This window comes from Muricomes intestini, from assembly GCF_004346165.1.
Classification (GTDB): Bacteria; Bacillota; Clostridia; order Lachnospirales; family Lachnospiraceae; genus Muricomes; species Muricomes intestini.
On record NZ_SLZZ01000017.1, the window covers coordinates 26,373 to 49,073 of the forward strand.

At 42.8% G+C, this 22,701-nt stretch carries 19 protein-coding genes; all 19 read right to left on the reverse strand.

Features of this window, described 5'->3' with window-relative positions:
• Window positions 1-5: 5 nt before the first annotated feature.
• Window positions 6-845 (reverse strand): carbohydrate ABC transporter permease, encoded by an 840-nt coding sequence (locus EDD59_RS11955; protein ID WP_132382155.1) that lies wholly within the window; start codon window positions 843-845, stop codon window positions 6-8.
• 19 nt (window positions 846-864) lie between these two features.
• Window positions 865-1,776: a carbohydrate ABC transporter permease gene (locus tag EDD59_RS11960; protein WP_207670402.1), complete on the reverse strand. Its 912-nt coding sequence runs from the start codon at window positions 1,774-1,776 to the stop codon at window positions 865-867.
• Between the two features lie 12 nt (window positions 1,777-1,788).
• Window positions 1,789-3,078, reverse strand: a complete 1,290-nt coding sequence (locus EDD59_RS11965) for an extracellular solute-binding protein (protein WP_165920930.1) — start codon at window positions 3,076-3,078, stop codon at window positions 1,789-1,791.
• Window positions 3,079-3,276: 198 nt separating this feature from the next.
• On the reverse strand, window positions 3,277-4,197 hold the full coding sequence (locus EDD59_RS11970) for an ArsR/SmtB family transcription factor (RefSeq protein WP_132382161.1): 921 nt from the start codon (window positions 4,195-4,197) through the stop codon (window positions 3,277-3,279).
• 177 nt (window positions 4,198-4,374) lie between these two features.
• Window positions 4,375-5,292, reverse strand: a complete 918-nt coding sequence (locus tag EDD59_RS11975; RefSeq protein ID WP_132382163.1) for a TDT family transporter — start codon at window positions 5,290-5,292, stop codon at window positions 4,375-4,377.
• 16 nt (window positions 5,293-5,308) lie between these two features.
• Entirely contained in the window at window positions 5,309-5,800 is a 492-nt protein-coding gene (locus tag EDD59_RS11980; protein WP_132382165.1) for a C-GCAxxG-C-C family protein, read from the reverse strand.
• Between the two features lie 131 nt (window positions 5,801-5,931).
• Window positions 5,932-6,957 carry a LacI family DNA-binding transcriptional regulator gene (locus tag EDD59_RS11985; RefSeq protein ID WP_165920931.1) on the reverse strand — a complete coding sequence of 342 codons (1,026 nt, stop codon included), beginning with the start codon at window positions 6,955-6,957 and terminating at the stop codon, window positions 5,932-5,934.
• Between the two features lie 93 nt (window positions 6,958-7,050).
• Window positions 7,051-8,001, reverse strand: a complete 951-nt coding sequence (locus EDD59_RS11990) for an FAD-dependent oxidoreductase (RefSeq protein ID WP_132382169.1) — start codon at window positions 7,999-8,001, stop codon at window positions 7,051-7,053.
• 34 nt (window positions 8,002-8,035) lie between these two features.
• Entirely contained in the window at window positions 8,036-10,597 is a 2,562-nt protein-coding gene (locus tag EDD59_RS11995; RefSeq protein WP_132382171.1) for an alpha-L-rhamnosidase, read from the reverse strand.
• A gap of 34 nt (window positions 10,598-10,631) precedes the next feature.
• Window positions 10,632-11,465 carry a carbohydrate ABC transporter permease gene (locus EDD59_RS12000; protein ID WP_132382173.1) on the reverse strand — a complete coding sequence of 278 codons (834 nt, stop codon included), beginning with the start codon at window positions 11,463-11,465 and terminating at the stop codon, window positions 10,632-10,634.
• Window positions 11,466-12,217: 752 nt separating this feature from the next.
• Window positions 12,218-13,237, reverse strand: a complete 1,020-nt coding sequence (locus EDD59_RS12005; RefSeq protein ID WP_207670403.1) for an ABC transporter permease subunit — start codon at window positions 13,235-13,237, stop codon at window positions 12,218-12,220.
• Window positions 13,237-14,304 (reverse strand): ABC transporter permease, encoded by a 1,068-nt coding sequence (locus tag EDD59_RS12010; protein ID WP_132382175.1) that lies wholly within the window; start codon window positions 14,302-14,304, stop codon window positions 13,237-13,239. The genes EDD59_RS12005 and EDD59_RS12010 overlap by 1 nt, the downstream gene beginning before the upstream one ends.
• A gap of 1 nt (window position 14,305) precedes the next feature.
• Window positions 14,306-15,823: a sugar ABC transporter ATP-binding protein gene (locus EDD59_RS12015; protein WP_132382177.1), complete on the reverse strand. Its 1,518-nt coding sequence runs from the start codon at window positions 15,821-15,823 to the stop codon at window positions 14,306-14,308.
• Window positions 15,824-16,002: 179 nt separating this feature from the next.
• On the reverse strand, window positions 16,003-17,100 hold the full coding sequence (locus EDD59_RS12020) for an ABC transporter substrate-binding protein (RefSeq protein WP_207670404.1): 1,098 nt from the start codon (window positions 17,098-17,100) through the stop codon (window positions 16,003-16,005).
• 167 nt (window positions 17,101-17,267) lie between these two features.
• A complete protein-coding gene (locus EDD59_RS12025) occupies window positions 17,268-18,749 on the reverse strand; it encodes a sensor histidine kinase (RefSeq protein WP_132382179.1) in 1,482 nt (493 codons plus the stop codon).
• Window positions 18,746-20,371: a response regulator gene (locus tag EDD59_RS12030; RefSeq protein ID WP_132382181.1), complete on the reverse strand. Its 1,626-nt coding sequence runs from the start codon at window positions 20,369-20,371 to the stop codon at window positions 18,746-18,748. Before EDD59_RS12030 ends, EDD59_RS12025 begins: the two co-directional genes overlap by 4 nt.
• A gap of 162 nt (window positions 20,372-20,533) precedes the next feature.
• Window positions 20,534-21,094: a 6-phospho-3-hexuloisomerase gene (gene hxlB / locus EDD59_RS12035; protein ID WP_132382183.1), complete on the reverse strand. Its 561-nt coding sequence runs from the start codon at window positions 21,092-21,094 to the stop codon at window positions 20,534-20,536.
• A gap of 1 nt (window position 21,095) precedes the next feature.
• Window positions 21,096-21,731: a 3-hexulose-6-phosphate synthase gene (hxlA, locus tag EDD59_RS12040; protein WP_132382185.1), complete on the reverse strand. Its 636-nt coding sequence runs from the start codon at window positions 21,729-21,731 to the stop codon at window positions 21,096-21,098.
• Window positions 21,732-21,754: 23 nt separating this feature from the next.
• Window positions 21,755-22,684 carry a ribokinase gene (locus EDD59_RS12045; RefSeq protein ID WP_132382187.1) on the reverse strand — a complete coding sequence of 310 codons (930 nt, stop codon included), beginning with the start codon at window positions 22,682-22,684 and terminating at the stop codon, window positions 21,755-21,757.
• Window positions 22,685-22,701: the final 17 nt, after the last annotated feature.

The following is a 22,701-nucleotide window of genomic DNA, read 5'->3' on the forward strand; positions in this document are numbered from 1 at the left end:
CCAACTTAACCCTTCACACCGGATGATAATGACAAGGATTGTAAAAAATATTTTTGTGTAAATAAATATAATATAAACGTAGGTACAATAGATATCATAGCTGCTGTAATAACAGGTGCTGTATTGAAGTTCCCATAAGCTCCCATAAGTAATTGCAAGCCTGGTGTAAGCGGCATTTTCTGTACATCGTTGAATACAATCGATGGCCAAAGCAAATCGTTCCATTGCCCTGTAAAAGTAAACAATATAACAACTGTCATGACAGGCTTCAGCATTGGCATAATAACCCTGGAATAAATCATAAAATCATTTGCACCATCTATTCTTGCCGCCTCATCAAATTCAATAGGTATTCCCAGCATAAATTGTCTTACTAAGAACAAGTTTGTTACACTAGCTAAAGCCGGAACAATAGCTGCTGGCATTTTATTCACCCACCCCAGTGTGTCTACAATTTTATACAAAGGTATTATGTTAATAATCTGTGGAAAAAAAGATAACGCCAAAACAATATAAAATACCTGATCTCTATATTCCCACTTTATTCTAGTATACCCATATGCCGCCAGTGATATAATCAAAGCTACTCCAACAGATGTAATGACGGCAATGAGAAAAGAATTCATAAACCATTTAATAATTGGTGTGTTTCCTGAATTTTCCAGTATATATTTATAGTTGTCTAATGTCCATGTCTCAGGGATAAAGTGAAATCTTGTATCTTTAATTTCCACCTCACTTTTGAAACTGGATAATACCCCATAAGCAATCGGAAGTATCCAGATCAGACATATTACCCCCAATATTGCCGGCGCTATAAGTCGTTTTAAGAATCCTTTCTTCATATTTTTATCCTTTCAGCTTTTAATCTTCACTTCTAATCATCTTAAACTGTATTATTGAAACAATTGTTATAAACAAGCCTAATATGACCGCCATTGCAGAAGCAATTCCTGCTGCGGACTGGCCGGATCCAAACGCAATAGAACGTATATATTGTACCAAAACATTTATTTTAGGCCCTGCTCCGAGATCAACACGGGTCATAATCGTTGGCTGTCCATATACATTAAAGCTTCCTGCAATTGTAATTACCAATGTATACAACAATTGAAACCGTATGGAAGGTATCGTAATTTTCACCAATTTTGTAAACCAGCCAGCACCATCCATTTCTGCGGCCTCATACTCTTCCTTTGGGACAGAGCCAAGTGCAGCCTGGTAAATAACCATGTTGCTCCCCATCGTCCACCAAACTGTCATAATCATTAGTGCAATCCAGGCATAAGGCATTGTGATTGCCCATTGTACCTTTGCGCCCATGACAGATGCCAGACCAAACCGCCGGTTTAAAAGTTGAATCCATATCAGGCCTACTGACGTTATCGAAAATAATGTTGGTAAATACAATACCAACTGATAAATCTTCGAGCCCAAAGGCCTGATGTGCAGCACCAAGGCAAAAGCTAATGGGACAACGATACACAAAGGAACATTAAAAATGACAAATAGCACTGTATTCTTTAGCCCATCAAAAAACTGTCTGTTAAAAGTCGATTTTGTATTAAACAAAATTTCTTTATAATTATCCAATCCCACCCATTGCGGAGTACCTATCAAATCCCATTTCGTAAAAGACACATAAATGCCAAAAAAAATCGGTATTACAATAAATACAATAAAAATAATCATATGAGGGGCAATAAACACTAAATGAGTTAAATTAACTTTTTTCTTTTTTCGTTTCATCACATTCACAACTTTCTCTCTTAACAACTAATTCAGAAATTATTCTCCCTGCTGGGCAATATTGTCTTCACTTTGCTGTTGTGCCTGATTCAAGAAGTCGTCCACGCTCATACTCCCATATATTGCATCATTTTGAGATGCAAAAATTGCATCATCAACAATCCCTCCATATTTAAAGCTTCTAAAAGCAATACTATTTTGTTCCTCTGGTGAAGATACAAAGAAATATCCCGGCATATGCTGAAATTCTTGTTCTCCATCTGCACTATTGGAGGCTGGCACTTGACCACTTCTGGCCCATTCCATTGTATTCTCTCTAATAAAGTCTAGAAAATCAGCTATGACAATTTCTTTTTCTTCTGTTCTAGCTTCACTCTTTAGCAACACAAACTGATTAGAGTTTGAAACATTTACAATTTTATCTGGAGAATACGCTATTGTATTTGTCATTCCCCAATCCAAATCTTCCGCCTGCATCAGAGAATTATAGTCCCAAACACCAGTATGGCAAAATATAGACATATTATTAATAAACAGCTGCAAATTATCGTCTCCATCCTCGCTTCCACCACCAGCTTCTTGAATATCCCTTAATGTCTGGTATGCCTCTTTTAGCTCTGCACTATTCAGGTTTGGTGTGATTCCATCTTCATTAAATAAAGAGCCACCTTTTTGTGTTGCCAGGGACAAGGCCATCTCGTATGTAAAAAAAGAAACCGGCAAAGTTACAATATCATCAGCTTTTGCTTTGGGTATAATATCCATGATTTCATCTACTGTTACCACATTATCATCCAGTACATTAGGAGCATATTTTTCAACAAGCTTTTTATTATACAGTAAACCTGTAACCCCCATATCCAATGGCACAGAATATTGCTTTCCATCAATTGCTCCTGTATTCCAAACAGCTTCTCTATAGTTTTCCCTCTTTATCTCTGGTTCTCTGGTAAGAATTTCATCCATCGGCTCCAAAATCCCCTGGCTTTGAAACATCGGAACCCTGGCAACATCAACAATGCATAAATCCGGTACTCCTTTTCCAGAATTAACAACAGTAGGAATTTTTTGGTACATATCACCAGCGGCCATTGTAATATTGTTAATTTTATACTTTGGATTTGTTTTATTGAAATCATCAATCAGCTTCTTCATATTATTGCCATCGGGTCCAGTAAAAAAATTCCAAAATTCAATTTTTTTACCACCGCTTGAAGAAGTTGAAGCAGAAGTATCTCCAGATTTGTCGCTTGAGCCGCAAGCCATCAAACCCAAAGCCATCGTACATGTTAACAGACTTGATACAATTTTCCCCATTCTCTTTTTCATAATTTTCTCCTTTTCATTATTTAAAACATTATATTTGTATCTATTAATTATATTATCATCATAATACACATATGTCAATTTATATTTCTGTATTTTTAGTGCACTTTTACACATTAATTTTATTTAAGAACATAATTATTGTTTTTAATCAAAAAATAAAAGAAGGTAAAATCGCTTTCTAGCGCTCCACCTTCTTCATTAATATTCAACTGTTAACAAAATATCTTGTGGGTAATCTCCTGCTTTCTCACCAAAGATATTAAATCCGCCTATATACTTTGCATCAGGCCTATTACCAAGCCTTACCGTAATAAACGGTAAGCTTTCAATATTCATTTCATCAAGATTTCCAACCCCAACTTTTGTGCCATTTACATAATTAAACTCCATTTCTACATTCCAACTGACCAGTAGGCCATACTGAGTATTTCCTTCCAATATCCAGGCAGGTGTCAATCTGCCTCTTCGTTTTCCAAAATCTCCGGGGCATGTCCATGTTCCACATTCTATTCCATTAATCCATAGGGTTATATCCGACTTCCAATCTTCACGATAATTAGGAGCCTCAGAGCACATTTCGGCAGACACGGTAATCCGCCTTGCTTTTTTTCCTTTCGGTATGATGTTAGGGAATCTATATTCTACATATCCCGCTGATGTCCACAGAATCTGTGCACACATTCTTCCCGGCAAATAGAAATCTCTTGGTTTATCTTCATTTCCAATAATGCTGGTGTCCGATCCAATTCCACAAGTAGGCATGATTTTGCAATCTGTATATGCGCCAACCGGCATACTAAAAGTCCTAATATCTGTCGTCTTATTTTCTAAGCCATGGAGCCTTATAGTAACTACATCTCCACGTCTGCTGCAAACCTTGGCGCTTCCTCGTTCTCCCGGCTGATTCTCTGTGTTTATAAGTCCTGTTTCTTCTAAAACCTTTACGTGCAAAGCAGCAGTGGATGCCGGGATATTCAGCTTTTCTGCAATTTCTTTTACATTACAACTCTGTTCATATAAAAGTTTTATAATATCAATTCTAAGAGGTGCAGATAAAGCCTTTGCCACCTTGCATAATTCATCTGGATCGTCTGCACTCAATTCAATATATTTTGCCATTATTCTTCCGAAGCCTCGCCTAAAACAATTGACTAATTTGAAGTATCATTTACATCATTATATGACACTTTATGCCCAGCGTCAAACAAATACGCACCCATATAAAGGAATATACAAAGGCTATAAAGGCCTACCTCAATAACCCTACAGGTCATATTCGGTAAGCCCCTTTAATCTCTATGCTTTCTTAAAAATAAATTCTAGAAATCTCACAAGTGTATACACTACCAGTATAACTGCAATGATTGTTTCAGCCAGCACCACATACTGCAGTGCCGGGACAGGGCGTCCCATATTTGCCAGACAGGCCGCCGTCTGCTTGGATGCAATGGCACTGATTACGAACGGGAAAGTAAAAGCAGAGTAACTGGGATAAAAAGGTAATTTTAAATATCCTACAGCCTTTATCAGGGCAAATATGTACAGAATACTTGCCGCCACAAACATTCCCACCAAAAGACCATATGACTTGGGAGTCACAGACTGAACATATCCTGCAACGCAAAGGCTCATAGGGGCCGCATAAATGCAGATTAATGGTTTTGCCGGTTCCGGAACTTCTTTATATTTGATATAACGCATTGTAACCAGCACGAGCAGTACAATCAATGTTATAAATCCAAACCAGAATGCTGCCGCTCCTATGGAAAGCTTTTCATAGGCGGGAGCCGTGACAGCCGCAACAACTATACCTGCATACACGATGTAGTAGCTGGCGAATACTTTCGGCATCTGCAGCCTGAAAACAAATTTCACAGTGAAGTAAATAATCAATGCAATATGGAGCAGTATTGCCAGAACCCAGATTAAAAATGCTCCCTTTCCGATAAATGGCTTCACATATACACTGAGGAGCATCAATGCCATAGGAAAGGTTCCCGCCACACTTGCCATAATAGGATTTTTCATATCCTCTTTTATCATTCCCGGAAACATAATCAACTTCAGAAGAGCCAGGATTAAAAGAAGACCTGCCGCAATTCCGCATACATTACGGATTCCTTCCGAATAACTCTGCAGCAAATTTCCAAGCGCTGCTATTCCGAGCATAACACCACAGATAGGTACAGGTACCTTTTTTATTATTTCTCTCATTCCTCATGCCTCCATTCTATGCTGTCTTCACATCCAGGTTAGTCAAGCCCAATTCCCGCACTATAATATCCGCAACTTTCCATGCGCAAAGACCAGTATAACGTATGCATTGTTCCTTATGCTCGCCTTTGCTCATATCAAATTCCTTTGTCAGTACGCGACAACAGACACTGTTCTTTTCGGTAGCCTTTTTAAACCAGTTATGTAGTTCATTTGTAAGTTCCATGCACTTTACGACCTTCGGATCCTGAGGGCCTCCCTGTTCTGTTCTCCCAAAAAACATTCCCAGAGCGAGAATTCCACCGTTTAGGGCTCCGCACATGCACCCTGACTTTCCTGCTCCGACTGCCATGCCCGAAGCCATGGCAATCACTTCTTTCGGGACATCCAGCTCAAAATTGTCCCGGATGGATGCCATCAAGGCCTCACAGCAAAAATATCCTCCCCTAAAATTCTCCTCTGCATCTTCCTGTACCTTTTTAAGGCTGATTTCCTGTTTTACATTCATTTCTATTTTCCTCCAATCTTTTGTTCATACCGTTATTATCATAACATTTGGGCCACTGGTTGTCCTATAGGTATTTCCCATGAAAAAGCACCTCCTATTGAGACAATCTATAGGAGGCGCTCTATGTCACTTCATATTTTCTCTGTTTCACGACATTTTCCAGTGGATTCACGTTCGACTAAATGAAGCATATTCTTATAGTATCCCACGGTTCCTTGTGTCATATTATTATATAACAAGTCGAAGGCCTTTCGACCACATTCTTCTTGTTCTAATGCCATTGAAGTCAATGGACATTCATAGTATTCACCAAGTTTGATTCCATCAAATCCAACTACTGACACATCTTCAGGAATTCGTAAACCATGATCTCTAATTGCTTTCATCGCTCCAAACGCCATAATATCATTTGTGCAAATCACAGCGGTAAATTTCTTACCGGTCTCAATCAGTCGCTTTGCTCCGGAATATCCTTCCTCAACTCCCGTAAAATAAGGTGACTTTCCATCAATTAACAGTTCGTTACCACATGTCAGCCCAAGCTTAGTAATCATTTGCCGATAACCAATGCATCGCAAATCATAAGTCATATTTTTTCCTAATCCGCTTATATACGCAATGTTCCGGTGGCCTAAAGCGTATAAATACTCCATCACTTGCTCCATTGCGTCAATATAATCATTTTCCAGAGAAGATACTTTTTTATAGTCTGCAATCGCATTGCCGCTGACTACTACTTTAATATCACGATCGACCAAATCATATAATTTGTTTACATTAAATTTATAAGGAAGCGCTGCAACAAAAATACCGTCGATTCTTCTGGCAATGAAATTATCAAAATAATCATCCAATTTGTCGAAGCTCGTACAAACACTGACAAAGTAATTTTTCTCATTTGCCGCTTTTTCGAATCCACGTATTAACCCCCCCGAAAATGGGTTTGTAATATCCTCAAGGACAATTCCAACCTGCATCGTCTGTTCCACGGACATGCTCCGGGCAATCATATCCGGGCGATAATCCAGTTCGGCAATCGCCTGCATCACTTTGCTAGTTGTTTCATCACTGATTTTTTTCGATTTGTTAAGCACATAGGATACTGTCGCCGTCGATACTCCAGCTCTATTTGCTACATCCTTCCGTGTAACCCGCATTTTTCTTCCCATTTACAGCACTACCTTTCAGTTATTCTACACTTATAAATAGTTTAATCGTCATTGTCACAAAATACAATATCCAATTCAGGGTTATTCAAACAAATCGTCAATCGTCAGTTCATATTCTCCCATTATCCGCCGTGTCTCGCGAACCCCAATATGAGCTGCCGTTTGATCAAGATATGCATGTCGAAACTGCGGCATATAACTCGTAAAAAAGTGCATCGCTTCCTGCACAAGTTTTCGCCCTTCCATTTCCGCCCTGCTCAAATCCCTGGCGTCAATTCCGCTTTTACTCCGTACATGAGTCATTTCGGCTATGCCTTGATGAGATGCCGGCAGACTCAGAATATACGGCCGCTCGAAATTAAATTCATAGTTTTCTAGGCCAGATGCTGTGGCTGCATGTTCCATATGAAAGAACAGTTCTGTCTTTTCAATCGGGATCGGAAAATAATCCATTGCCTGCACATAATCCATATCACCAAGCTTAAACATCATTGTCATCGGCTGCATTGCCCCGTCTTCATCCCGCCCTATTTTAAATGGTGCTCCAGCGCGGGCCGCAACATCACCATCCCCGGTACAGTCAATCACCGTATGTGCCAAATATGCCTCACGGCCAGATTTATTTTCAACAATAACTCCTTCTAAGTTATTCCCATCCAACACCGGTGCGGAAAAATAAGAATGAAATAATATGTCCACACCACTCTCCTGCATCATCTGATCCAATAATACTTTCATTGCTTCAATATCGAAACCTAACAACGGCCCCGTATAAATGGTATTCCCACAAGCTGTAAGCCGGTCAATGATTTCCTGCATAATGCCGCCTTTGTTTTCCCAGTCCCAGATTGGAATGACCATACCGGCTGTCCACATGCCTCCAAGAAACCCATACTGTTCTACCAGCAGTGTTTTCACGCCTGCCCGGGCAGCCGCAAGGGCTGCACCGACCCCGGCCGGTCCGCCGCCTGCAACAATCACATCATATGTGCCGGCAACCGGCGTTTCCAGATGTTCCTGAATCGTCTTCATTGAACAATATCCTCCATGAATTAGTATTTTTCATTTAATTCTCTTCGATTCTTTCTTTTTTCCAGTGATGAAACCCGGGGGCAGCCAATTCTTTACCGCCCCAAGGCAATTTAACTTCGGCTTCGGTTCCACAGGGTACTTCTGCATATATATGTATTTCTCCATAGCGCCGTATCCATCGGACACTCACGTCACCGTAAGGCGTTACAACGACTGCACTAGCCGATAAAAGTCCATCTGGCAAATATGGATGGATTGAAAATCTCTTCCATCCGGCATCCAGCGGTTTGATTCCAGCTAGATAACCATAATACCAGTACACGACAGCTCCATACATCGGGTGATTGTGGGAGTTCATCGTTGGATTCTGCTTCAGCTCGAACCGTTCCCATACCGTAGTAGCTTCATTCTGAATCATGAAACCGATGGATGGATATACTTCCCTAATGGCCAGTTTCCAGGCATCTTCCAGATATCCGAAACGTGTCAGCACCTCCATCATATACCGTGTACATAAGTTCCCAGTGGTAAACATATAGTTCTTTTCAACCAGGTCAAAGTGCAAGTAATCAGCTGCCTTTTGGACTCCACTTTCCGGCAATATATCAAGCCATAAAGCAAAGGATTGGCAGCCTTGAGAGCCGGTCGATACCCGGCCGCTGTTTTCGTCCCACCATTTTTCAAGAAAAGCCGTCTGAATTTCTTTGGCTTTTGCCCTCTGCAGTTCTGCCTCCTTATCCAGACCAATTACGCTGGCCATCTTTGCCAGCAGACAGGCATTGTAATAGAAATATCCTGTCGACATAAATTCTCCCGGCGTAACTGCTGACACGGCAAATTCTTCGCTTTGACAAGCGTATGCTGGTGCTGCCCAATCACCGTAATAACTGTAATCAACAATATTTCCCTTCGTCTGCCGCGCAAGGAACTCGTTCCATGCACTAAAGCCAGGATAAGCTTCACGTAGAATATCGATATTACCAGTATGCAGGTATGCTTCCCAACCAGCAATCAAATAACTTGAGCAGACTGGATCAGCGGGCCGTGCGCCAAACGCAAATGGCGCTGTGCAGGTAATTTCACCTTCACTTCCCTGGACGTCCATACAATCCCTGACAATTTTTGGAAACAGACGGCCAACATCAAAATTATATGGTATTGCCTCAAACCGGACTGTCGCGTCATTCATCCATCCCATTCGTTCATCGCGTTGCGGACAATCGGTTAAAAGACTGTGAATATTTGCTTTCTCCGTCTGAATGGCATTTTTGTAAATTTGATTGACAAGTGTATTCCCACATGTAAAATTACTATTAGTCGCAACATCGGTATAAAGGCTCACAGCAGTAATATCTTCTTTCAATAACGCTTCCGGATAGCCCTTTACTTCGGCATACCGAAACCCATGATAAGTGAATTCCGGCTGCCAGTACTCCGGGTCTCTTCCCCCGCCGGCAGCTACGTAAGTGTCAATACTAGCGGCGTTTCTAAGCTGCTGCAGGAATAGCCTGCCATCCTCATCCAAAAATTCCATATGTCTAATTTCAATCACTTGTCCGGCCGGAATATCACGAGGAATACGGATCCGGCAGATACCGGCAATGTTCTGTCCAAAATCGACGCCCCACACTCCCTCTGCAACATGATTTATTACTCTAGGTGTATATATTTCCTGTTCACAGATATTTTCCAACGTCTGCGGCGTCATCTTCTCACAAGGCGCGGGTGCCAAAGCTGCCGGCACCGCCACGCTTATCTCTGTTTGAGCCCGGCACCAGTCTTCTATTTCGTGTGACGCCTCATATCGTTCGCCCATGAAGATATTGGATGAAACAACACCACCATAAAAATACTGCCAGCTTCTATACGTACTTAGCCACCGCACTTCTCCATCGCTAAAGCGAATGCGCAGCAAAGCACTCATTTGTGTTTTTCCGGTAAACTCGGGTATCCTTCCCGTCAGTTGATAGCAAGCATTGTCAGGATTACGCCAGCCTCCGGCGACTCGTATTCCGACACGGTTTTGCCCCTTTTGTAAATTTTTTTCAATGCCGGGAATTACGCTGTAATAACACCGCTTATCAAACTCACAACAAGCCGGATTCATAGGCTCCGTAAAAACATCCATTCCATTCAAGTATACCTTGTGATATCCAAGGCCACAGACGAAGATACAGGCTGATGCAACTTCCTTTTCACAGGCGAAATTTTTAAAAAAAGAAATGACAGCATCTTCCTTGCGCTCTTGTTCACAAAGCCATTCTGCATCCCACTGATTGATTGCACCAGAACAAAACCTCTGTTGTACGGACTGACTTTCCCGGCCATTTGTATCCCTTAGCGAAACAGTAACTGTATATATTTCGCCGCATGTTAATTGCGTCCCTGTATAACAGCAAGACTGCTCAGGTGAGCTAACCCAGCCGCTGTCCCATATTTCTTTCTCATCTAATCTTATAACTACTCTATATGCAGTCTGCATTTCGCCGTCTTGTGTTGCTACAGCCCACGAAAACAATGGTTGTTTTCCCTCGGTTATGCAGACATTTTCAGTTTTTGTTCTTCCGTGTTCAATTCTAATTGCATAAGGTTTCATAATCTTTACTATATCTCTCTTTCTGTATTAAACTTTATCCTTTGACCGCCCCAAGCATAATACCCTTTACGAAATGCTTCTGAATGAAAGGATAAACAAGCATCAATGGTACTGTCGACACAACGATAACCGAATAACGAAGTGTCTGTGCAACTTTTAATTTTGCTGTGACAGCCGCCATGTCAACACTGCCAGACGTCATATCAATTTTTCCCATAATTAAAATATCACGCAATACTGTCTGCAGCGGCATCAGTGATTTATCTTTTAAATAAATCAATGCACTAAAATAATCATTCCAATGCCCGACAGCGTAAAACAGTACCAGCACCGCTATAGTTGGTTTAGCTAACGGGATAATAATCTTAGTCAACATCTGAAATGTATTCGCACCGTCAAGTTCCGCAGCCTCTTCCAGGCTTTTCGGAATACCAGTCATGAAAAAACTCCGTAAAATCAACACATTGTACATCGAAACGGCACCTGGAATAATCATTGCCAACGGTGTATTATACAGACCTAAGGCTCTTACCTGTAAAAACAGCGGCACCAATCCTCCGGAAAAATACATCGTGAATACGAAGATGATTGTGAAAAACTTTTGCGGCACGAAATCTTTGCGCGACAACGGATATGCTGCACATATCGTCATTACAATATTCAATACGGTTCCGACAACAGTATAAAAAATCGAATTCGCATAGCCTCTGAGAATATCCTTGTATTCCAAAATCATTTTATAACCGCCTAAATAAAAGCCTTTTGGCAATAACAATACTTTTCCAGAGGTGACCAAGTTCGGATCCGAAAAAGATGCTATCAGCACGAACCACAGCGGCCAGGCAAAAATCACAAATATTATGACCATAAATATTTTATTGAAAATATGAAACCCTTTATCGGCACCGGAAAGTTTGCGTTTATGTTGAGGGATTCTATGCTTGCCAAATTGATCGTACACGCGGTTTATCGGCACCGGAAAGTTTGCGTTTATGTTGAGGTGCCCTCTTTGTTTTAATCGGCATATTTGCACCAAGCCCTTTCCCTACCATAAGCTATACCCTGCGGCTTTCTTACTAATACGATTGGCACTGACCAGCAATATCAGGCTAATTATAGAGTTGAACAGACCTACCGCAGTTGAAAAGCCATAATCACTGTTAATCAAACCAACCTTATAAGTATATGTGATTACCTTCCTTTACCCTTCTTTTCACTAAAATTTTCAAGTTTCTAAGTCATCTAAGCAGTTTGGTTACTCGGATAACCTTTAACGTAAAAAAAAATGTCGTCTAGGCTTTCAAATTATTTTTTTATATGCATATATACCGGTTTTTGTTTCCTAAACTAAGTATATTATAGGTTTATTAGTTATATTTGGCAATCTGTAATATTCCACAAAGTTACCTGGGTAAACTTGTTGCTATTAACTAAAACCAATTTTTGTCTACTTATCTTGCTAATCCAGTTCATAATTCTCTCCCTGCAGCCGGTGCTGGATGAATTTAATGCTGATTATCCCAGCCAAGGCCTGGGCGGCCAAGTAAAACAGCCAAGAAAGATAAGAAGCAGATACTCTCTGCCCTTTTATACTTTCTTGGCTTGTGGGGCAATATACCATTATTTTTTCTTCTTTACGCTTGCAAAGATTGACTGCAGTACAATAAAGAAACATAAGAGGGCAGACAATGTGATTCTTACCCACCAGCTTGACAATGTACCCTGGGTTGTAATCAGACTGGAAATTGTCCCCTTGATCAGAACTCCGAACAAGGTTCCAAAGGGAGTACCCACACCGCCGCTCAGCAGAGTTCCGCCGATAACGGCTGAGGAAATGGCATCCATCTCAAGTCCTTTTGCCTGTTCAACAAATCCGGCGGTACTATTGAGGCAGAACAAGAATCCTCCGAGACCGGCCAAAAAGCCATCCAGCAGATAGGCTTTCAGTTTTGTTTTCCTCACATTCAGCCCCATCATCATAGCGCTCTGCTCATTTCCTCCGATTGCATATACCGAACGGCCAAATTTTGTGTATTTCATAATAATGATAATAAGTACAAGCACAAGCAGTGCTATTACAACGGTAGGATAAATATAAGCCGGCAGGAAATTTCCCCGTTTACTGTAGGATCCGACAGGCAGATATATCTTATAATTTGCCCATTTCAGGAAGGTCTCGTTTTTAATGGAAATCATATCTGTGCTCACAACGGATGTCATCCCTCTTCCAAAAAACAGGCCTGCCAGGGTTACAATAAATGGCTGGATATCCAGATAGGCTACCAATACTCCCTGCACAAGTCCAAACGCAAGGCCGATGGCCAGAGCAATCACAACAGCCATGTAGGCACTGGTCCCGTGATTCTCCATCTGATTTGCCGCCACCATGCATACCAGAGCTGTCACGGAACCTACGGAAATATCAATTCCGGCTGTAATCATAACAATCGTCTGCCCCATTGCAATAACCAAAAGGCCTGCATTGGATACAAACAGATTCAGGAACATCTGAGGTTTTGCAAACCCCTTGGAGGCAAAGACAATCATGCCTGCTCCATACATCACTATAAACAGGAGGACCGTAATCATCAGCAGGTAAGTGCTGCCGTTTATTTTTCTTCTGTTGGTCAATTTCTTCATTATTGATTCCCCCCTTCCGCTGCTGTTTTTCTTGCCTTATGCCCGGATTTTAAAGAAGCCAGTGCCTTTTTGAATACAGGACTTTGCAATGTAACAATGATAACAACAACTATTGCTTTATATACCGGGAGCTGATCCGCGGACACGTTCATCGCATAAAGTGTGGTCGTCAGTGCCTGAATTGTATATGCTCCAATTACAGAGCCCATCAGACTGAACTTACCGCCGCCGAGAACATTGCCGCCCAGGGCCACGGCAAGGATAGCGTCCATTTCCAGGTTCAGTCCTATATTGTTGGCATCTGCAGAATAGATACGGCTTGAGGCAATCAGGCCTGCTGCCCCTGCCAGTAAACCACAGATAACATAAGTCAGAAATTTTATCATTGTGGAGTTCAATCCTACCAGCCGGGAGGCTGTTGAATTAATTCCAACGCTTTCTATGTACAATCCCAGTGTTGTCTTTTTCAATATCAGATATACTATAAGAATGACAAGCACTGCTGCAAAAATAGGTGTGGGAATCGGACATTTTCCGATATAACCTCCAAGTACTTTATAGCTGCCTACCCTCACATAGGTAATCTGTCCCTTTGTAATTAACTGTGCAATTCCCCGGCCTGCCGTAAAGAGAATGAGAGTTGCAACCATAGGCTGTATGTTTAGTTTTGCAACAAGAAACCCATTAAAAGCACCACACACCGCTGCACCCAGCAGGCCGACAATAATTGCCAGAACAAAGGAATTCTGAAATGCTGTGGCAGAAGCTGCACCACCGGAAAGTATCTGACAGCACAATGCTGCCGCAACCGTCATCACTGCACCCACACTAATGTCCTGTCCGCCGGATGCTGCCGTCACAAGGGTCATACCTACCGCAAGGACAACAAGCTCGGAAGCACGATTGACAACATCTATGATATACCCGTACAGTACCCCGTTATTTACAGAGATCTTAAAGAATCCCGGTGTAGTAATCACGTTGACCAAAAGTACAACCAGAAGACATACCAGAGGCATAAACAGGCGCATGCCCGCTATTTTTTTTACATTCCATTTCTTTTCCATTTTATTCTTCACCTCCGGCAATTGCTTTCATAATTCCATCCTGAGACAATTCATTGCCTTCCAGTTCCCCTACCTTCCTGCCATCCCGGAGAATTGCCATCCTGGAACAGGTGCGCAGCATTTCTTCAATTTCCGAAGAAATAAATGTTACTGCCATACCCTGGTCAGCCAGATCCAGCACTAATTTCTGGATCTCCGTCTTTGTTCCAATATCAATTCCTCTGGTAGGTTCATCCAGTATCAGATATTCCGGATTCGTTAAAAGCCATCTGCCGATAATCACTTTCTGTTGATTTCCTCCTGATAGGCTTTTAACCGGAGTCTCACAGCTGGCAGTTTTAATCTGGAGAAGATCAATATATTTGTCTGCAGCCTCTTCCATTTCTTTCCGGCTCATGGGTTTAAAGATACCCCGTTTTGCCTGAAGCGCAAGAATAATATTTTCACGCACAGACAAATCCTGAATAATCCCATCTCTTTTTCTGTCCTCAGGAAGATAGGCCATTCCTCTCTTCATTGCATCCAGAGGGGTGTTGATCTTTGCCGGTTTCCCCTTAATCTCCACTGCTCCCGTGTCCGGCTTATCTGCACCATAGATGGCCCTCACAAGCTCTGAGCGGCCGGAGCCGAGCAGACCGGACAGCCCAATAACTTCTCCCCTGCGCACTTTCAGGTTAAAAGGTTTAATAGTTCCTTTTCTCCCCAGCTCTTTTGCCTCTACGATAGTTTCAGCATTTTTATAATTCTTCTCACCGTGGGCGCTCTTTATATCTGCCAGGTCGTCAAAGTCTTTTCCCATCATCTTTGCGACAAGCATGATCCGGGGAAGTTCCTTCACCTCATATTCTCCTACCAGCTCCCCGTTTCGAAGCACTGTAATTCTATCGCAGACTGCATATACCTGCTCCAGAAAATGAGTTACAAATATAATACCTACACCTTCATTTTTCAGCTTTCTCATAAGCACGAATAGCTTTTCTACCTCCTCGTCATCCAGAGATGATGTAGGTTCATCCAGTATCAGCACTTTACATTTCATGTCCACTGCGCGGGCAATAGCAATCATCTGCTGATTCGCAATGGAGCACTCTTCCAGGTTCTGGGTCTCAGGGACCTCTATGTTTAAACCCTGCAATATCTCTGCAGACTTTTTATTCATGGTTTTCCAATCTATCATACCTGCCTTTCTCGGTTCTCTGCCAATAAACAGATTCTCCGCTACGGTCAGGTTCGGGCATAAATTAATCTCCTGATAAACTGTACTTATGCCTATATTCTGGGCTTCCTGGGGTGAACGGTTTACAAAAGCACCTGCGGTTCCCTCCATGTGTATTTCGCCGGATTCAAAATCATACACCCCCGTCAGCACCTTAATCAATGTAGATTTTCCAGCACCGTTTTCCCCCATCAGTGCATGTATCTCTCCTTTTCTCAGTGTAAAATCTACATGCTGCAATGCTTTTACTCCGGGAAACGTTTTAGAGATATCTTTCATTGTCAATACAATATTATTTTCCATTCGGGGCTCACCTCTTTCTTACTTCCTGTATTACATCCTCAAAGGGGTCAGCCCCCTTTTTACAAGTGCGTAAAAATAGCGTGGCAGCATATCAGGTATGTATGCCTCCTGTTGCCTGCCACGCCAGTCATTTTATGATGTTGGGGGCAAAAGCTTTTTGCCCCCATGATACGTACGGATTAGTATGCACGTCCGTTGAGGATTTCCTGTGTAATCTGAGTCACCTCAAATTCTTCCTCATCGCCCAGACTGTTTACTGCTTTAACCTTGGCAACGTCATTGCCATGAGTAAATATTTCTTCCGCTACATAGTTCAGCTTTTCTACTTCTTCCCCTGCTTCCAATTTCTTAATCAGCTCTTCTGCGCGGGGGCCATGTAATGGATTACACTCAACATCACATGCAATTTTGCCTGAGAGTGTGTCTGTAAGACCTGCATTCGTTGTGTCGAAAGAGATTACAGCAATTTCGCCGTTCTTAATATCGCCGCCTACAGTCTTGCCTGCTGCCTCAATTGCATCGATAGCGCCAAATGCTTCATTGTCATTTTCGCAGTAAACTACATTGATATTATCATATTGTTTCAGCATGGACTCCATAACTTCCTGTCCCTTCGCCTGTGTAAATTCACCAGTCTGCTGTGCCAGCAGATTCCAGCCGTATTTCTCCACACCTTCTTCAAGGCCTTTGGTTCGCCCGATCTGCGCTGTGGAGCCGATAGTTCCTTGTATATTAACAATGTTCAGCTCTTCCGGCTTAACTTCTTTCGCCTCCGCATATTGATTTAGCCAGTCAGCCGCTTTTCTTCCTTCCTGCAGGGAGTCTGTTCCAATCCATGTAGTATAAAGATCATCGTCTGACACATCAACCATACGGTCGACAATGATAACCGGGATATCCGCATCCTTTGCTTCCTGGAGTACTGTATCCCACCCTGTCTCTGTTACCGGAGCCAGCAGTATGTAATCCACTTCCTGCTGAATGAAGTTGCGGATTGCCGTGATCTGATTCTCCTGTTTCTGCTGCGCATCATCAAAAATCAGCTCATAACCATTTTCACTGCTGAAGGTATCCTTCATTGACTCAGAATTTGCAGTACGCCAGTCCGATTCCGCACCCACCTGTGAAAAACCTACTGTCAGTACATCGCTGCCGTTTTCACTATTTTTTGTGTCACCGGAAGCCGTACTCTTACTGTCTCCCTTTCCGCCGCATCCTGCCAGCAGAGCTGCCGTCATGGCCATACAAAGTGTTGCTGCCAAAGCTTTCCTTTTCATTCCATAATCCTCCTCGTATTTTTTTACTTTGCGATTCAATCATCTTATACATATATTAATGGATAACTGCCAGATAAGAAACAGACTATCATTTTAAGTTTTTACACTTTTTTATGGTTTTTCAGGCCCAGGTTTATGTGAAAGTGTTTTTTTATGAAAAGAGTTTATTATTTTTTGACTCCTATTATAACTGTAGCCACTGTTCCCTCATTTTCTTCGCTGTCAAAAAACACGCCATATTCCTCCCCATAATAATATTGGAGCCGCTGATTCACGTTTGCCAGTCCGAAACCGCTGTTGTCCACTTCACCGTCCGTCCCGCAGATGCTTTTTTGAAGCTGCTTGAGATTATCCCTGCTCATGCCGATACCATTATCCTCCACCTTAAAATAAATCTTTTGTTCTTCTTTCCATCCGGTAATCCGGATCATGCCGCGTCCTCTTCTATTCTTAATGCCATGATAAAGTGCATTTTCCACCAGGGGCTGCAAGGTAAGTTTTGGAATACTGTACTGATAAAGTTCCTCCCCAATTTCTATCTCATAATCCATAATGTCCTGATAGCGAAACTGCTGTATTTCCAGGTAGCTTTCTATGTGAGACTTTTCCTCTTTCACCGTAATATAATCTTTCCCTTTACTCAAGGTGGTGCGGAAGAATTCCGACAGCGAGCCCACCATGGAAACTACCTCCTCTGTCTTCTTTGCCTCCGCAAGCCACATAATCGTATCCAGCGTGTTGTAGAGAAAGTGGGGATTAATCTGGGCCTGCATAAGTTTTGATTCTGTGATTCTTAAGTTTTTCTCCTGCCTTTTTATGTTCTCGACCAGCACACCTATCTCAGCCGTCATATCGTTAAAACTATCCGTGAGCACCGCAATTTCATCCACAGTCTCAATCTTCGTCTTCGCTGTAAAATCCCCTTTTGCAACCTTTCTTGCCTGCGCGCAGAGTTTTTTTATGGGCCGGGTGACACTTTGTACTGTCAGCATGGACAGACCGATGGATATTACTATCGTCACACACAGAGCCCACACACTGAATTCTATTGCATTTCTGGTTTGCTTTTCCAGATCCGCTTTTGCCCCGTCAAAATTCCTTGTTTCATTGTAAACGTAATCCTGCAGTGCACCTTGAATCACCGTAGTGAGGCCGCTGCTTCCCCGGATATTCAAATCCAGATATTCAATCTTCTCATCATAGGGTTTTTCCTCTGCTATCATTTTCTCCAGCTCTGCCACGCTGTTCTTCAAGGATTTCAAACTGTTCTTCACAAGAATAATTTTCCGTTCATTGATAGGGGCCGTAGCCATCTGGGACAATTCATCGCACACCTTTGATAATTCATCACTGTATTCATAGGGGTTTACCGTCACGATTCCATTGATTGTAGTCTCCCCGTCCCCCAGTTCTTCTGTGGTTTTATTTCCGATTACCGCCAGATACATGCTGTAATCAACCCGCTCTTTAAATTCCTTGGAATAAAAGTTTGCATAAGTAGCACTCTCTGTGATAGCGCTATATGCACCCGCCGATCTCAGAAGAGTCATCACAAGGTAAATAACTACAAAAAGCATTGGAATAAATACTGCGCCGGGAATCAGTGCAATTCTTTTATTTAATGATAAAGATATTCTTCCCTTCTTCATTCCCGCTCCCTCTTTCCCCGATACCGGTACTCCTTCGGTGAACAGTCCTGTGTCTTTTTAAATATGTAGCTGAAATAATGAGGATCCTTGTATCCTACCTCATATCCTATTTCCGACGTTTTCAGTGCAGAGCACATCAAAAGTTCTTTTGCCTTATCCATACGGACATCCGTCAGATATTCCACAAAAGTCCTGCCCACTTCTCTGCCGAACACAGAGCTGAAATAACTGGGGCTCATATTTACAGCCGCGGCGGCTGTATTCAAAGATACATCATCTGACATATAATTGGCTTCAATATATGCTTTCGCAGTTCTAATCACATCTAAATACCTGCTTCCGCTCACTGTATCCCGCCGCTCAATGGTATTCTTCAACAGATCTTCCACATATTCTTTCACTCCATCTGCTGTAGTTACCCGCTGCAGAGTCACCTCCAGATCTTTGGCCTCCTGCGTACGTTCTGAGCTTGGTATGCCCAGTTTTCCACAGAAAGAGCTGGCTACAATGTATATGTCCATAGTAATATACTGACGCATCAGAGAAGACTGCAGATTTTCTTTCGGTATTTCCTCAAAATACGCCGCAACGAAGCTCTCCACCTCTTCCAGCGTTCCTTTTTTCAGAAATTTCTCCATCAACGTCCGGTTTCTTTCCATCACATCCAGATTCTGCACATTCAGTGTTTCCTTTGCGTGGAGAAGCTTAATATCATTACTCGTTAATATTTGCCTGGAATCATTGACAAAACGGGTGGCAAACACTCTCCCCGCCTCTTCATAGGAATCCCCCAGCTCCCGGATGCGGGACACCGGACTTCCAATGCCGCCAAAATATTCTACACCCGGATATTTCTCCATAGTCTCTGTCAAATATTCTCCCAGCCTTTGTATGGATTCCTGAAGATCGGCCCGGGACTCCGCCATTATCAGAAAAGCCCAGCCCTCCACTCCTTTTCGGAAGCAGTACACTCCCCGGACCATATTCTGTGCCTCTTCCACTTCTGCGTATGCCTGCATAGCCTGCTTCGAAGTTTCGTAATCATCTATTTTTACTGATACCTTAAAAAGCATCACATTATAAACCCGTGCACTTAAATCCATACCAAGCTCTTTTGCCCACTCTACAGCATCTCCCATAGAAATATTTCCTGCTGCCAGGGAGGTGAACAATTTCACCTTTTCATTTTCCACATTTTCCTGATTATCTTTTTGATACTGTTCCTTCAGAGCCTGTTCTTCCCACTCCCGCTCCACTTCAGCCCTAATATTTCCCAGGGTTTCCAAAAGCTTAGCAGAGGATACCGGCTTCAGCAGATATTCCGCCACTCCCAAGTGGATGGCCTTCTTTGCATAATCAAATTCATTATATCCACTCAGAATCAATATCTTAATATCCGGCAGTACCTCCCGGACCAGGCGGCTTAGCTCCAGTCCGTCCATAAAAGGCATCCGGATGTCCGTAATTAAAATGTCCGGTTTTTCCGACACAATCATAGGGTACGCCAGTTCTCCGTCACTGGCCTCCCCGACAAACTCATAGCCCTCCTTCTCCCAGTCAATGCTGCTTTTAATCGCACTTCTTATTACAATCTCATCCTCCACGAGAAAAACCTTTATCATAAGCTCCCTCCAATTCCCATACTCTGCCTACTATTTTACAGCCATATAACCAATACAACAATTGGATTTTTCAGTGAGATGTTGGATTTATCTATGAAATATTTTAAATATTTTTGGATTGGTTGGATATTTTATGATTTTAGTTAGATATTTTATGATGCGTTATTCAAGATTTGCATGCAGCTTAAACATTTCTTCTTCTGTCTTTCCCAGCCTGTCCATGAGTATCATGATCACATTATCGCATATAAGCCAGGTCATCTGCTCGAAGGCATTTCCCATCGGCTGCAGGGATGTGACTTTGCTCTCCAGTTCACTCTTCGGGGTTACACCCGGGACGTGTATCACCGCATCTGCCATACTCCCAATTGCCGCTTCCGGGAAAATGGTAATCGTAGCTACCGAAGCCCCCTGCTCTTTCGCTTTTGCCGCCATAACCTTCAAGCTGCCGGTCTCTCCGGAGCCTGAAGCAATAATCAGCAAATCTCCCTCCTGAATAGAAGGTGTGGTGGGTTCCCCCACAAAGTAAACCGTAAGCCCCAAATGCATCAGCCTGTTGGAAAATGCTCTTGCCACAAATCCGGACCGCCCGGCTCCCGCCGCAAAGACACGTTTGGCCATCTGGATTTGATCCGAAAACTTTTCCAGTTCCTCCTGATGGATCTGTTTTGCATTTTCCATCAGTTCTTCTAATATCTTTTTTAAAATTACCGCTTCTGCCATCTTATTTGCACTCCTCCATGCTTTTCTTTATCTCTTTTGCAGCCTTTACAGGATTTTTGGCATGGGTTATGCCGCTTCCCACAATCAGCACTTCTGGTTTCAGAGCTGCATATTCCGGCGTTGTGTCTGCACTGATGCCTCCTGCAACCGATATCTTAGCGGCTTTGCAATGCTCAGCCATCACCCGCAGATCATCTATAGGTTTGCGTCCTGCCGCCTGCTGATCTGTGCCCACATGGACTGCCAGACTGTGGGCTCCAAGATTCTCCAGCTCTCTAATACGTCTGGGCAAATCCGGAGCACAAATCATATCCACAACAATTTCTTTTCCATACTTCTCTGCTGCATCAATGCAGCCCTTGATTGTCAGGTTATCTGTAACTCCCAGTACCGTCACATAATCGGCACCTACTTTCAGAGCTTCCTCTGACTCGTAATAACCTGCATCCATGATCTTCATATCCGCCAATATCTCTTTCTCGGGAAAACGCTCCTTAAACGTCTTCACCGCCCGCATCCCCTCCTGGTAAACAAAGGGCGTGCCAATCTCAATAATATCAATATAATCCTGCACCTTTTCTGTCAATTTAAGTGCATCATCCAATGCTAAATCATCCAATGCCAGTTGTAATTTCATATCCTTCTCCTTCTTTAAAAATTCTACTGTTCCCTCCTGAGAAACTCTTCTACCTCCTCCGCCTTAGGAATCGACACCTGTGCTCCCATTCTAGATACACAAATTCCTGCCGCCGCATGGGCAAAACGGATTGCCTGCCGCATTTCATCCCCCTTGCAGAGACGGATTGCAAGGGCGGCTCCAAAAGTATCTCCGGCTGCGGTGGAATCCACTGCTCTCACCTTAAAACACGGAATTAGCTCTGCAGTTTTCCCATCGTACAGCAAAGCTCCCCGGGAGCCAAGTTTCAAAATCACATGCTTCGGGTTCGCCTCTTCGTACAATACCTTCGCAGCCTCTACCGCTTTATCCTTCGTCTCCGGATTGATACCGGTAAGAGCCTCTGTCTCTGCCTCATTTGGGGACAAAATAAAGAGTCCCTCCAGCCTTTTCAGAGGAATGCTCATAGCCGGGCCCGCATCCAAAAACACTGGGATTCCTCTTTCCTTTGCCAGTTCATAGGTCCGATACACTGTTTCCAGCGGCATTTCCAGCTGCATGATTACCATATCAAACTGGCGCGCATCCATTGCCGCTCTGACATCCTCCTCGCAAATAGCGCCGTTTGCCCCCATAGCAACATAGGAAACGTAACGTCCGTCCTCATGAAGCAGCATCAGGGCAAGTCCCGTCTGCCTGTCAGGATCTGTCACGATACAATCCGTGTGCACCCCGGCTCTTTGCAGCTCTTTTCTAAGTGACTCTCCATTTATATCACTGCCTAAGCGCCCCACCATTGTTACATCTGCTCCCTGCAGGGCTGACGCAATAGCCTGATTCGAGCCCTTTCCACCTGTAGCATAGCCATAATTTCCGCATAAAACGGACTCTCCAAATTTTGGAATTATGTTCGCGCCTTCCATAAAAAGGTCCATATTCATACTTCCTACTACTAATATCCTGGGTTTTTCCATAAATATCCTCCCTGTCC

Coding starts and splice junctions, on each gene's coding strand:
- EDD59_RS11955 (WP_132382155.1), bottom strand. CDS start 845: ATGAAGAAAGGATTCTTAAAACGACTTATAGCGCCGGCAATATTGGGG.
- EDD59_RS11965 (WP_165920930.1), bottom strand. CDS start 3,078: ATGAAAAAGAGAATGGGGAAAATTGTATCAAGTCTGTTAACATGTACG.
- EDD59_RS11970 (WP_132382161.1), bottom strand. CDS start 4,197: ATGGCAAAATATATTGAATTGAGTGCAGACGATCCAGATGAATTATGC.
- EDD59_RS11975 (WP_132382163.1), bottom strand. CDS start 5,292: ATGAGAGAAATAATAAAAAAGGTACCTGTACCTATCTGTGGTGTTATG.
- EDD59_RS11980 (WP_132382165.1), bottom strand. CDS start 5,800: ATGAATGTAAAACAGGAAATCAGCCTTAAAAAGGTACAGGAAGATGCA.
- EDD59_RS11985 (WP_165920931.1), bottom strand. CDS start 6,957: ATGCGGGTTACACGGAAGGATGTAGCAAATAGAGCTGGAGTATCGACG.
- EDD59_RS11990 (WP_132382169.1), bottom strand. CDS start 8,001: ATGAAGACGATTCAGGAACATCTGGAAACGCCGGTTGCCGGCACATAT.
- EDD59_RS11995 (WP_132382171.1), bottom strand. CDS start 10,597: ATGAAACCTTATGCAATTAGAATTGAACACGGAAGAACAAAAACTGAA.
- EDD59_RS12000 (WP_132382173.1), bottom strand. CDS start 11,465: ATGGTCATAATATTTGTGATTTTTGCCTGGCCGCTGTGGTTCGTGCTG.
- EDD59_RS12005 (WP_207670403.1), bottom strand. CDS start 13,237: ATGAAGAAATTGACCAACAGAAGAAAAATAAACGGCAGCACTTACCTG.
- EDD59_RS12010 (WP_132382175.1), bottom strand. CDS start 14,304: ATGGAAAAGAAATGGAATGTAAAAAAAATAGCGGGCATGCGCCTGTTT.
- EDD59_RS12015 (WP_132382177.1), bottom strand. CDS start 15,823: ATGGAAAATAATATTGTATTGACAATGAAAGATATCTCTAAAACGTTT.
- EDD59_RS12020 (WP_207670404.1), bottom strand. CDS start 17,100: ATGAAAAGGAAAGCTTTGGCAGCAACACTTTGTATGGCCATGACGGCA.
- EDD59_RS12025 (WP_132382179.1), bottom strand. CDS start 18,749: ATGAAGAAGGGAAGAATATCTTTATCATTAAATAAAAGAATTGCACTG.
- EDD59_RS12030 (WP_132382181.1), bottom strand. CDS start 20,371: ATGATAAAGGTTTTTCTCGTGGAGGATGAGATTGTAATAAGAAGTGCG.
- hxlB (WP_132382183.1), bottom strand. CDS start 21,094: ATGGCAGAAGCGGTAATTTTAAAAAAGATATTAGAAGAACTGATGGAA.
- hxlA (WP_132382185.1), bottom strand. CDS start 21,731: ATGAAATTACAACTGGCATTGGATGATTTAGCATTGGATGATGCACTT.
- EDD59_RS12045 (WP_132382187.1), bottom strand. CDS start 22,684: ATGGAAAAACCCAGGATATTAGTAGTAGGAAGTATGAATATGGACCTT.